Consider the following 12,461-nt stretch of genomic DNA (forward strand, 5'->3'; position numbering starts at 1 on the left):
CTAAGGAAGACGCCTGCGCAGCTCGTCAGCCAGGTCATCAAGATTCCGGACAGTCCGCGCCGCCGCTTCGGCATACCACCGCAGCTGCGGCTGCGGCTCCCCCGAATGCAGCGCCGCAACCGCCTGGTTGAGGTTCACCCCGATACGCCGAGCCTGCCCGGCAGCGTGCATCACCGTCGCCAGCGTCTCCCGCAGCAACGCATACTGCGGTTGGACGCTGCCCCGCGCCGCCACCAGCACCGCCTGCGCCGCGTACGCCCCGACCGCCAGCCGCTCGCCCCTGGCAGCCGAGACCACCAGCGCATGCTCCTCATCCGATAGCGAGAACCTCACCGACCGCCCTCGACGCGGCCTCCGATGCGCCCGCCGATTCAGCCGCGCCGCCCTCACCCCTTGCTGTGCCCCGTCTTCTTCGGCTACGGCTCCCACCTCCCCCGGATCGCGCTCGATCCTCCTTGCCAGACAGGACCGCGCCCGGTCCTGTCGCCATAAGTGCACGATTTCCATTTCTTGCCCCGCGCCAACGGAGCCCTCCGGCCAAAGAACCCGCAGGCGGGACGAGCCGTCCGTGAACCCACCGCACTCTCGGCACTCGGATGGCAGTGGCCGGATGGTGTCCAGACGAAGCTCAGGCTCCGCGGCTAGGCGTGGCACAGAATCTCAACATGATCGACCTGACCGACGAGTTCCTCACGACCATGCCCGCCACGCTCTGCTACTGGCCGGCCGACCTTGCCAGCCCAACCGGCGTACACCCGAGATCGTTGGGAGTTAGTCGGCGGGCACCGAGCCCAGGACCGATCTTTCCCAAGCTCGCTGCCCGGGGCCGGGCGAGCGCTCGCAGCCGCCGGATAGAGGACCCGTGAACAACTCGCCCAGGCCAGAGAGACCGACCTCGCGGCACTACACGGGATGGGCCCGATTGCGATACGAATTTCGCGCCAGGCCTTTTCCGAACACGGCCTGTACTTCCACATCGATGATGGCGGCGCCTGACTCAGCCAGGCCTGCCCCGGGGCCGCACTTGGCTCACCGACCACGGCGCGGATGCGGCGGATGTGGTGGCGAGCGAAGCTCCGGAGTCGCGTCCGTGGCAGGATCCGGGCTCGGCAGTACGTCGCCGATCGCTTTGGGGAAGTCCTCGCTCGCCTGCCCCTTCTGAGCGTTCTCCCCCTCTGCCAGTTTCGTCGCTGCTTGCTGCTCGGAGGGTGGTTCTTTGCCGGCATCCCAAGCTTGGATGGGGGCAAGCGCGCCTGCCGCACGCCGGAAGCTCTCACCGAGATCAGCCGCCTGCTCGGCCACTCGCCCGAGCGCATCGTGCGCGGCCGCCACGGCGGGAACGGGATCGTCACCGTGGCTATGTCCGAGCCTGCCGGCATCGAGTTCGCGGGTCAGGAACATGTCGATCTGCTCGGCCGTCCGCCCCAGACGGAAGGACGTCTGGGCCAGATTTCCCAGGACCGTGTAGGCAGCGGCTGGCTCGGACAGCCCCGGATCTTGTGTCAGATGATTGAGGGCTCGGACACGCTCATGCAGCTCGCCGGCAAGCCGCGCGATGTCCTCGTCGGTACGGGTTTCGTGATCGTCCATGTGGGGTGCGCTCCAATGTCGAAGGGGGTCCGACCATCCAGCACTCCTCTCTCTAGGCAACGAATGACAGACTCTGACGCCTACTCAAGGCAAGTCAGGCCGTTTGCGCTCCATACTCTCCGAAGATCATCGATGTGACCAACACGTCCAGACGGCGTGTCGCCCCCACAGTGGCTTCCACCATCCACACGCTGCCCGACTTGTTCCGAGGCGGGGGCCAGCGGGAACCGGACCAAAGCGGTTCGAGACGAGAAGTGGCCCCATCTTCGAATGAGTTCTGGCTCCAGTTCGCGGCCTTGGCGGCCTCGATCACGAATGGGGGCCGCCCCCTCCGAGCGTCGTAGCCGGAGTCATCGTGCCTGCTCCACCGTGCCTCGTACACGAGAGTGTTGGAGTCGATGGTTCGGTCAGGACAGCAGTTACGCCACGCGCCTGGGGCGGCGCGCTGCCAGAGCTCGCGGCAGCCGGTGGGCGGTTGCAGGTGCCATGCGGGCGGTGGCGGTGTCGAGTGGCAGGAAGGCGTACTCGCCGATCTCGTCTTCCTGCACGGTGATGGCGGGAGCGCCGGTGATGGCTCCGCCGTCGAAGACCAGGTGGATCATCGAGCGGAGCCGGGCGCCGCTGGCGGCGACGAAATCGACGCCGAGCAGACTACCAACGGGGACGGTCCAGGCCCAGTTCCTCGTTGATCTCCGGGCGACACGCCAGGCGCGGGGTTCACCTTCATCCGCGACGCCACCGGGCCGCCCCCAGTCGTCGCAGTAGCGGGTCTTGACCAGGAGCACCCGTCCATGGGGATCGGTGAGCAGCATGCCGGTCGCCAGGTGACAGGTCGGCAGGCTCGCGTACCAGGCCACCGGGTCGACACGCCACCAGACGGATGCTAACCGCGCTCGTCCCGGGCATCGGACGCGATGACGGGAGCAGGAATGGCGCCTCGTACGGTCGCGCGCTGGCCGGGCGCGGTCGGCTATTCGACCAGGCCTTGGTGGACGGCTACGGCTCCGAGCGCGAAGCGGTGCTGGACCCCGAGGGCTTCGCGGATGGCGATGACGTGGCGACCGACCGTCGTGACGCTCACACCCACGCGTTCTGCGACAGCGTTGTCGGAAAGCCCTTGAACAAGGAGACGCAGAATCTTCATCTGGATCGGAAGCAGAGGTCCCTTCTCTACGTCGGGTGCACCGTACGGCGTCGCGCGCTCCCAGAGAAGTTCGAAGTACTGCCTCAGCGCCCCCACGATCACAGACGACTGGATGAGCAAAGCGCCCGCTGACATCCTCTCCGCCAGCGGCAGAAGCGCGATGGCTTCATCGGCGAGCCGCATGTTCATACTGACCCTCGGGAGGAGCCGCACCGTGCCACCGGCTCGGATGAAGGCTTCCACATTCTCGCGTTCAGCGGCCGACTCGACGCACTGAGTCTCGTAGATCGCTCTGCACTTCGCCCGGGTGGACGTGACGTTAGCCCCGCCCACGGCCATGCGTGCGCCAAGGATCAACCAGTCGCGCTGCGCAGACCTGGTCAACGTTGAGGTCAGCTCGGCGAGCCTTTCGTGGTCGGTGAGGACTTGGGCCAACTGGTCCATCACGCCGCTCTCCGTCGTATCCGCCAAGGCCTGGGCGGCACGAAGGCGTTCCTGCCCATCCAGCAGCGTCCGGTGTTCGACCGCGAGGTCGTCGGCCATCCTGGCCAGGGCATGTTGCAACACAAGGTCCGGTGAGGCCGGAACCAGGGCAGAGCCCTCGTGGAGGTAGGCCAACCCACCATGGACAAGGGCGTCTATGTTCGCGGCTCCACCGAGAAATTCAGAGGCGTCATCCCTCGAGAGGCGCCCATGTACGAGCAATGAGATGTAACCGGACAACAGCTCGCCCGGGACCATGCCGTCCAGAAGCCGCTCCGCCCGTGAAGCCACAGAACCGTCACCCACATCGTGCACATTCACTGAGAGTAGTGACCCGCGCGCTCACTTCAAGGATTGACCTGCGTGCCTGGCGCGCGACCCGCATCGACCGCCTCAGTCCGGACGGCGTGAGGACGATGGGATCACCTCCGGCACGGTTGCGGCGGTGCAGGCCCGCGCACCCAAACGCGGACCCCGCTAACCCGGAGCGACATCCTGGCCAGTCACCGAACCCGACTCACGAAAGATCGAGGCTAAGCGGGCGGCCAAACACCACGACAGCGGCATAAGCGGGCGAGGTGCCTGTCAGGATGGCACCTGGCGCGGGTCGGCCTACTTGTGAGCAAGGTGTTCGGAGAGGTGGGGTGGCATGCAATACCTGCAAGACGAGGGCGGTCCGGGGTGACCGCGATTCCTTGGACAGTCGTAGACCCCGACACGATTGAACGGATGATCGCCGTCGGTCTGTGCCACCGGCACAGGCACGCCCGACGTATCAAGCCTTCACAGGGCGATGGGGGTCTGGACGTCCTGGTCCCGGTACCTGGTCAGTCCCAGCTGCAGGTCGAGAACTACCAGGTTAAGAAGTTCGCGGACGGTCTCGGCGATTCGCGCGAGCGTCAGATCAAGAAGTCTCTGGCCAGAGCCATCGCCACTCACAATGAGACGACCTTCGGTTACAGGATCTCCAAGTGGTACCTGGCTCTGCCCATGGATCTCACGCGTGAACAGGAGAAATGGCTCTTCGACCTCGCCTCCGAGCTAAGGACGCCGTTCCCGGTCGAGGTGTTCGGCCTGACTTCGATCGAGGAGCTGCTGCTGGAGGCGCCCAACATCCGTGACTACTACCTCGGTGACGGCCTTGAACGAGTCCGCGAGGCGTTGGCCCAGATGAACAACCTGGCAGGCTTGCAGGGCCTCACCGCCGACCCGACAAAGCTAAATCCGGCCAATGCGACCGACTCCCTTGCCGAGCTCCATCGCCGCCTCAACGCCGCGGATCCTCACTTCAACTACGACCACCAGGTGACCATGGACCTCCCTCGCATCGCGCCTGGTTCGGACCATATCGCAAGCGTCATCGGGCGAGCAGGCCGGGATTCACCGTACGTCACCTGGCATGTCTATACCAAGTACGACACGGCGCTGGAGGACCGCCCCATCCCCGGGGGCTTCACGATCTATCCCGAGCGAATGAGTCTCGAGCAGCGCAAGGCCTGGGAGCGGTGGCGCGACTACGGGACGCCAATGGTCCTGGAAGGCGACGTCGTCGAGGACCTCACTGTGGATATGCCAGGGGGTCTTTGGGGGCCGCTGCCTACCGGGGAGCGTATGTTGAAGGTCAGTCCGGCTCTCGGGGAGCTCAAGAACGAGCCGACGACGCGGTCCTTGTGGGTCATCGAGGACGCTGAAGGTGCCAGGCTCGCTGAGAGGATGTTCTGGTTCCGTCTGGAAGGACGCGGGCTGGCTGGAGGTGAGCACCGTCATGGCGTCGACGCTGACGGGTATATCACCGTCGACCTCTACGCGATGCCCACAGGAGCGACTACCGGCTCAATGAATGTGAGTCTCAATCTGCTCGGCGACCGGTGGACCAGTGAACCGGTGCAACGCGTCCTGCCAATGCTCCGCTTCTGTGCCGCCTGGGGAAACGACAACCTGCTGCGACCACGGGACGAGTTCGGCTTCACCGTCGCCAAGGAGGCGTGCACCCTAAGCGGCGAGTCCCCTATCCCTCCGGTCCTGGTGGCCGCCGTCGAAGACCTGGTTCGCATCAGTGCCGCAACGAAGCATCCCATTGGGCTGCCGCAGAACATCGGGGCGCTGGCAGACCAGAAGGGAATTGGTCTGCGTATGATCGCGGACACTGTCTCCGGGCTCGACCCCGAGGTTGGCATTGGTGAGTTGGTATTGTGGTATGAGAATGATCCATCAGCCTACGCCGACCTGGCTGCGCGTGCCGAGGCGGGGTCATTGGTTGTGCCCTGGTCCATTCCGTTCCCTCTGCTGGGCGACGGCTTCGAGTTCGCGTTCAACCTTGAGATCTCTGGCGATGTGACGCTGGAGCCCGAAGAGACCACCGCCGAGCAGGCGAAAACAAAGAGGGCGGTTCGCGTGATCCCGGCCGAATCGGCCCGTGGGCGTCTTCGCTGGGACGCCGATCCGACCTCTGGTCGGGTCGAAGGCTGACGAGACCGGCGGGCAGCCCAAGCGCAGCGTCAGCGCCTACTGCCCCGCTGGTTCCGAGCCATCCGGTCATCGGCACAAGCGAACCTGATTGGACGATCAAGACAGTCGGCGGCCGACCGTGCGGTCAGCGGCATGAGCGGACGTCTGCAGGCTGGGTTCACCCACTGCGAGAACTTTCTGGCCCCACCACCCGATTATCAGCGCAGTTGGTTCGCGACCACCACCTCTCCGTCCGCCAGATAGGGTCGCCCAGACACGCCCGTGCGATCCTTTAAGGGAGACCCCTCGACTCTGACCAGTTCTGCAACTTCGCTGCGCAGCACTCGGCGGTTGAGGCTTGCCGAAATAACCCGGCGACGATTGGTCTTCTGGCCGCGTACTGTGCTGCAGCATGACGATCCTGCGATCGCGCCGGCTGGAGCTCCTGCTTGGCACTGAGATCAGCAACCGAGACCTCGCGTGGGAGCACCTGGAGCGCCTACGCGATGCTCAGGTAGCCGAGGCCGCCGATCTGGACTACAAGGTTTCCTACGGAACTCAGCGCAGTGACCGGCACAAGCCCGGGAGCGATGTCGCCGCGATGGCCAACACTCAAGGCGGGCTCATCATCGTGGGTGCCGACGAAAAAGACACCCAACTCACCTCGCTGCCTGGCATCGATCTATCCGAGAGGGAACACACGCGGCTTCTCAGCTTGATTGGCGATCATGTTCATCCCTACACCGAGTTCGAGATCATTCCCGTCCCGAACCCGCATCAGGACGGCAGGGGCTGCTATGTCATCGCGATACCTCGCAGTCCGCGCTTCCCACACGGCGTTCTGATCAACGAGGCGTACCGATGGCCGCGCCGCGTCGGACACCGCACCTTCCACATGTCCGAAGCCGAACTCGCCTCCGCCTATCGGATTCGCTTCGCCCGCGAGAAGGATCAGGCCAGTCGGGCAGACACGATTGAGCGGACCGCCCAGCAGCGCCTCTTCGGCGACCGGGACGGGGCTTGGATCCTGGTGTCGCTTGTCCCTGATCTCCCCGGCGACATGGTGGTCAATTGGGACACCTTCACCGCTTTCTCCCTCGCGCACGAACGCACCGACCCCGTGCTGCTCTCCAACGGCAGCAACGCCTGGAAGCGCATCATGCCTGGACCGCGGTGCCTGCTGCTGGATCGCACCGTCCAGGTTGAGCTCGGCGAGATGGCCGAAGGCGTCGCCGCAGAACTCCACACAGACGGTGCCGGGGTTTTTGCCTTGTGGGTGCCGGATCTCAACCGGGAGCTCCGCGGGGAGACTGGCAGGGATCTGCCCTGCCGAATCGCCGAACTCTGGCTGATGGTGACAGTTCTGTCCGGCCTGCGGTTCCTCGCCGAATACGCCCGGGACTACGCCTACGCCGGCGGTGATGCGCTGATCCGCGCCGCTATCTGCAACTCTTTCCAGGGTCGCCGTGTTGAGCTCAGCACGGACGGAGCGATGGGGCCCTCTCGGCTCGGCACGTTGACGCGCGCCGTCCCGATTCCCATCGCGGAACGGGCTGCCCCGTTGGACGGCCTCGCTAGCGATGGCCCCCCGCTCATCTCGGCGGCCGCGTACCTGGTCGGTGACCTGATGCGCACCTTCGGTCATCCTGACGTCCTGCACATCACCACCGAAGGGCAGATTGCTACAACTCGGTGGTGGGGTCACGCAGACGCGATCAAGCAATGGGCGATTGAATCTGGTGTAGAGACCCTTTAACTAGCGCGTAATGGTTCAGTACGACCTCGGCAAGGAAGACGAGGTATTGAACCCAGCCGTTTAAGTTCTGCGGCAGATGGGTTTCGGCAGACCCTGTCGCCGATGGCTCCTTTTTAGTCTCTAATGGAATGGTCTGCCGTGGCGGCCTGACGGACACTTCGGCGAGCATCCTCTTGGAGAAGCCTCTTGAGGTTCTTCTCCTCGGGGCTGAGAGAGATTCTTTTGGCAAGGGATGCTGCAGTCTCTCGCCGAACAGAGCCCGCACCGTCTGTTGCTAGTTCATGAACCGTCTCAAGTGAGAGCGAAACGCCTTCACTTCGCCACCGATAGGCTGCAATAATCCGCATTATGGGGAATGGATGCGATGCCAGAAAGTTCGGGTCGAACCGTGAAAGGTGAGCGGGAAGTTGAGATAGTACGTGGCCCATAGCCCGACTCTCTGATTCGCCCTTTATTTTGAGGCTCTTCAGAACGATCTGCTCGATCTCCGCTGTCTGCTGCTCATTGGGTTGGAAAGCAGCAGCGCATGCCAGGGCCTCGTTAGGGACACTGGTGTGGTCGAAGCGGTGAGAGATGCCTGCGCCATGAAGCCCGCGAGCAAGCTCCAGGAGCCGCAGACGACAGCGGGCTTGGGTTTCGGAGTCCAGATGCCGAGCAAGATTGAACAGACCTCGAAGATCGTTGCTGCGTTCCATGGGTGCGAAGCCTTGATCGAGCGCGCGGTCAAGAAGGATTGACGCGAAGCGTTGGCGGGTTTCTATGTCCAGGATCGAGGCAAGGATAGCGTCTCCCGGGGCGTACCATTGGGCAGTCGCTGGGGAGTCATCGCCGTTGGAGGTCCATTGCCGTTCGAGTGTCGCCTCGGCATACGGGCGAAGGGGCTCGGGGTCCGCACCAACTCGTATGAGCGCTCCGCAGACACGTGGATTGGTCGCTGCGAGCGGCCCAAGCAACCCGACCAGCTCAGTAATGTGCCTCTTCGCCTTCGGGATCTCCGCGTAGACGACATCACCCATGAGCTCGTCACTCACCAGAGGGCCGACCAAGAGGGGTAGTGCCTCCGAATAACCTGCATGGGCCAGAGCGACAAGAATGCGGACTGTGGTTCGGTCAACTCGACGAAAGTAAGGCTTCGGATGATCGAGCAGGGTCTGAGCTACGACGAGGAAGCGTTCCACCTGCCCTTGATCCAAGACTCCCGCGACCGCTTTGAGTAGCTGGAATGCCTGCACGCAAGGTGAGGGTTCAATAGCCCATCTATGGCTTTCATCCTTGGCCACTTCTTCGAGCGCCCAGTCGGCCCAGGTACGGGCGTCGTCGTCGCTGAGAAGGTCTGCGGTCTTTATCGTGAAGGCGAAGGCGGCGGCGTGCTGAACAGGCGGCGCGTTACGTCGAAGCGGCGGAAGGAGGACTCGTTCCTCAGGTAGCCTTTTCGCCAATGACGAGATGTACTTCGATGCACCAGCCCTTACCAGCGAATCTCTGGCCTCTGCCAGGTCCCCTCTTCTCTGGAGGAGCCGCCCCAGTTTCTCTTGGGCATCGATCTCATCGGTGAGCTGCGCGCGGAGTACCGCCTGCCAGCGCCAGCGAAGTGTTCTCTGAATCGCTGTTTCAGTCTTGTCGTCATCGAGCGCGGACGAGTAGGCGTGTTGCTGGAGATAGGGCGAACCCGGCAGACGGCTGGTCCGGGCCAAGGGGCGCAGGGTCTGCGCGACCGAGTGCTCGTCCTCCACGTCTTCCCCGTCGTGGTACCAGAAGCGCACCGTCCTCAGGGCGTAGAGCCAGTCAGCTGCCTCGTCGAACATCGACGCCGGAACGGCGCGCTCGATCGCTGACAGGTAGGCCTGCTCGGAGCCCAGGCCGTTTCCGTGGAGCGCCAGATACCGACCGTGCCTGGCATCCAACCACGCGAGTGTCTGCGGCGGGTGCAGCAGACGCACCGTCCTCATGAGCTCATCCCAGGTTCCGGTTGCATCAGCCAGACACATTTGAGCTCGGAGGACCGACCGCTTTGTTTCATCACCGTTACTGGCTTGAGGTTCCTCCAAGATCCGTTGAAGTGCCTCAAGCCGTTCAACGACAAGTTCTGGCCGGGCTGCTGCGATCGCTTCCTCACACAGGAAAACAGCCGCGCGAAGGCTGTGAGGATCACCTGGCTCAAGCTCGTCAAATGATTCGAGGAAACCGGAGAGCCCGGCCCCCTTAGTCACCCAAATTGCTTCGTCCGCCGCTCTGGAAGCACGATGCAACTCGATCGGCCAGTCAATGCCGTCGCGGCGCCTACCGGAGCCGGCCAAGGCCGCATGCGCGTCCCAGGGCTGTGCTCTGTCCAGATGGTCCCAGGCCAGGCCGATACTCAGCTCGACGGCCTCGGCAAGGCTCCCAGCCGCCAGCAATGCAGATGCTTGGGCGCTCCGCATGCGATGGACATGAGGCATGAAGCCCTCAACATGTAGCGCTTCGGCAAGCTTGGCGAATGCCTCCGGCGCACGCGCGTCGTTGTCCTTAAAAAGGCTCCTCGCGATGGCAAGCTCCCCATCGATTCTCAATGCCTTGAACGGACCCCTGAGAACGGCATCCACGCTGATGACGTCAGACACCTTCCGGGAGGACCGAACGCTGCTGGCTCTCCCCCGAAGGCGCTTCAAGTAGCGGTTCACCATGTCGGCGTTGATCGTTCCTGCGTGCAGGCCAACTGTCTGGGCATAAGCCAGCAAGTCGTTGAAGACCTGCTGTGGTGTCAACGACAGGGACTCAGCGATTGGCTTCAACATGTGCAAACTTCGGAGATGGTCGTCACCTCCGTCCACTACGGAAACACACCAGACTTGAAGGCGACGGAGAAATGCGTACGTCGTCTCCTCGACGCCGCCCAGATCCGGAGCGCCCCGGTTGATTGCGACCACGACCGCCTCTTTGACGTGATCCAGGCGGGTGCGATAGCGCTCCTTCACCGCATGCTTCTCGATGGTCTCGAAGAACAGGCGAGTGCCCAAGTGGCAGTACGCCCTGTCCGCAAGCCATCGGAGTTCGCTCAGATTTCGCTGCGCTCCCCCGGCGGCGACTCCGAGATCCCGGTCCCCACACTCGACCTCAAAGTGGCGATCCGCAAGAACGTGTAGTGCCTGCTCAACCACGTCAACGAAGGGTCGATCATTCTCCGTGACCCGCAGGTACTTCTTGACCTGGAATTCAGTGGCCAAGCCATCAAGTGAGTCATCGCCCGAAATGATGATGTCGTCGAGACGATGACCACGGACCTGCTGCTGCAAACCAATAGAACGTACAGAAACCGGCAGACCATGCGGTGACGCCTCACACACCATATGAGCAAGCAAAACAGCGGCGACACGGTATTCGAACAGCGTGCCACCGCCACCTGTCGCCTCGGCGGAAACCACCCGCTTCTCTGCCATCGCCCTCCGACGATAGCGTCAAACGCTCGTCGCAAGCCGCAGTTGCCGAGAACATGATGAGCGGATCGAGGAAGGTCAACCAGGACACCATCACCACGGTCACCCGCCTGCTTCGCCCCCTGCCAGACCAAGGAGCACCACTGGGGCACAAGAGGTATGCGGAACCATGACCGGCCAGGATGCCCCATCCGGGATCCATCCGGCGGAGAACCCAATCATTCGCCACTAACGGACATCCGCATACCCGCTCATCGGCAGATCAGTGCGTTTGGAGCGTGTGCGGCGTTGTTCAGTACACCTCCGTCGGGGGTAGCCCTTATACAGGGGCTGTGGGTGTGGTCAGCCCGTGGGGGCCTTGTTGCTTCGGGAGGCTGAGGCAGTCGTCGTGCTCGGCGGTAGGGGGAGTTTCAGTGGGGGGCGGGCTGTGGAGGTGAGGCGTAGGGCGATCAGTGTGGCGGCCGTTGCCGTGATGGCGGCTGCGGCGGCGGTGAGGACGATTGGTTGTGGACCGAAGGTGGCTACCAGTGGTCCTGATAGCAGGACGATGAGCGGCATGATCATGTAGCTGGTGATGATGTTCCAGCTGTTCACGCGTACAAGTACGTCGTGGGGGATGCGGTTTTGCAGGGCGGTCGTCCAGAAGACGTAGTAGACGGCTTGCAGGGCGCCTGGGATTACGGCCGCCAGGGCGATGAGGTGCCACGATGCTCCGCCGCCCATTAGCAGCATGGGGAGCGACACCGAGGTGGGCAAGGTCGCGGTGATGAGCAGGTGGTGGGACGGGCACCAGCGGGCGCCGATGAGGGCGCCTGCGAGGGCGCCGAGGGGTTGGGCGGCGCTGATGAGGCCCCATGCCCACGCGCCGCCGTGGCCGTTCTGGGTGTAGAGGGGGCCGGCGATCTTCATGTAGCAGACGAGGGCTGTGGTGATCGCCGTGTAGTGCAGGGTCATGATCCAGACCCACGGGCGGACGGTGAATTCGCGCCAGCCTTGCCGTAGGTCGTGGAGGAGAGTTGAGGTGGTTCGGCTGGGGTGGTGGGTTGCGAGGCGGGTGAGTAGAACAGCGCTGATGCCGCACAGGGTGCCTCGTGTTCCGGCTGCCCAGGCGGGGCCGACCAGGGTGACTGTCGCGCCCGATGAGACGAAGCCGATCAGGTGGCCGATTGATTCGGTTTGGTTGATCAGGGCGTTTCCTGCGGCGCGCTTGTCGCCGCTGAGGAGGTCGGCGATGACTCCGCGGATGGTCGGCAGGAAGATCGCCGTTGCGACGCCGCCGAGGCCGGCGAGTGAGCAGAGCAGGGGGAGCGGGGCCTGGTCCAGGGTGAAGGACGCCCCCACCGCCAACCATGCGAGGCAGGCGGTCAATTCTGCTCCTATGAGTACGTGGTGGCGCCGGAAGCGGTCGCCGATGATGCCGCCGCAGAGGATGAGCAGGGCGGGGAAGGCGTTGCAGGCCAGGACGAGTGACAGTTCGCGTGCGCCGTAGCCCATGTTCATGACGCCCCAGGCAAGGGCGAGGTGGCCCATTCCCACGCTGGTGCTAGAGATCACGCGGGAGACGAACAGGGGCCGGACGGAGGCGTCTTTGAACAAGGTGAGCGGAGAAAGGAGTCCCGGCATTGGT

The 12,461-nt window shown here is 63.8% G+C and carries 8 protein-coding genes; 2 read left to right on the forward strand and 6 right to left on the reverse strand.

The features are described from left to right. From ACH34T_RS39685 to ACH34T_RS39700, 4 genes are all read right to left on the reverse strand, one after another. Entirely contained in the window at positions 1–333 is a 333-nt protein-coding gene (locus tag ACH34T_RS39685) for a hypothetical protein (RefSeq protein ID WP_396026156.1), read from the reverse strand. A gap of 696 nt (positions 334–1,029) precedes the next feature. Continuing rightward, complete coding sequence (locus ACH34T_RS39690; RefSeq protein ID WP_396026157.1) at positions 1,030–1,590, reverse strand: hypothetical protein; 561 nt, start codon at positions 1,588–1,590, stop codon at positions 1,030–1,032. Positions 1,591–2,009: 419 nt separating this feature from the next. Then, the gene (locus ACH34T_RS39695; protein ID WP_396026158.1) at positions 2,010–2,447 is read right to left on the reverse strand and encodes an NUDIX domain-containing protein; all 438 of its coding nucleotides are present in this window, start codon (positions 2,445–2,447) and stop codon (positions 2,010–2,012) included. 113 nt (positions 2,448–2,560) lie between these two features. Next, entirely contained in the window at positions 2,561–3,532 is a 972-nt protein-coding gene (locus ACH34T_RS39700; RefSeq protein ID WP_396026159.1) for a LuxR C-terminal-related transcriptional regulator, read from the reverse strand. Positions 3,533–3,946: 414 nt separating this feature from the next. Here ACH34T_RS39700 and ACH34T_RS39705 point away from each other — a divergent pair, with 414 nt between their 5' ends. Then, a complete protein-coding gene (locus ACH34T_RS39705) occupies positions 3,947–5,686 on the forward strand; it encodes a hypothetical protein (RefSeq protein ID WP_396026160.1) in 1,740 nt (579 codons plus the stop codon). A gap of 391 nt (positions 5,687–6,077) precedes the next feature. Further along, positions 6,078–7,421 (forward strand): helix-turn-helix domain-containing protein, encoded by a 1,344-nt coding sequence (locus ACH34T_RS39710; RefSeq protein WP_396026161.1) that lies wholly within the window; start codon positions 6,078–6,080, stop codon positions 7,419–7,421. 113 nt (positions 7,422–7,534) lie between these two features. Here ACH34T_RS39710 and ACH34T_RS39715 read toward each other — a convergent pair whose 3' ends face one another. Both ACH34T_RS39715 and ACH34T_RS39720 read right to left on the reverse strand, forming a co-directional pair. Beyond that, a complete protein-coding gene (locus tag ACH34T_RS39715) occupies positions 7,535–10,837 on the reverse strand; it encodes a hypothetical protein (RefSeq protein WP_396026162.1) in 3,303 nt (1,100 codons plus the stop codon). Between the two features lie 339 nt (positions 10,838–11,176). Further along, positions 11,177–12,457 (reverse strand): MFS transporter, encoded by a 1,281-nt coding sequence (locus ACH34T_RS39720; RefSeq protein ID WP_396026163.1) that lies wholly within the window; start codon positions 12,455–12,457, stop codon positions 11,177–11,179. Between the last annotated feature and the right edge of the window lie 4 nt (positions 12,458–12,461).

Origin of the sequence: Actinomadura sp. 9N215 (assembly GCF_044326345.1) — a bacterium.
Classification (GTDB): Bacteria; Actinomycetota; Actinomycetes; order Streptosporangiales; family Streptosporangiaceae; genus Spirillospora.

Excerpts from the sequence above, each read along its gene's own strand:
- ACH34T_RS39720 (WP_396026163.1), bottom strand. The coding sequence starts at position 12,457 with ATGCCGGGACTCCTTTCTCCGCTCACCTTGTTCAAAGACGCCTCCGTC.
- ACH34T_RS39705 (WP_396026160.1), top strand. The coding sequence starts at position 3,947 with ATGATCGCCGTCGGTCTGTGCCACCGGCACAGGCACGCCCGACGTATC.
- ACH34T_RS39690 (WP_396026157.1), bottom strand. The coding sequence starts at position 1,590 with ATGGACGATCACGAAACCCGTACCGACGAGGACATCGCGCGGCTTGCC.
- ACH34T_RS39715 (WP_396026162.1), bottom strand. The coding sequence starts at position 10,837 with ATGGCAGAGAAGCGGGTGGTTTCCGCCGAGGCGACAGGTGGCGGTGGC.
- ACH34T_RS39710 (WP_396026161.1), top strand. The coding sequence starts at position 6,078 with ATGACGATCCTGCGATCGCGCCGGCTGGAGCTCCTGCTTGGCACTGAG.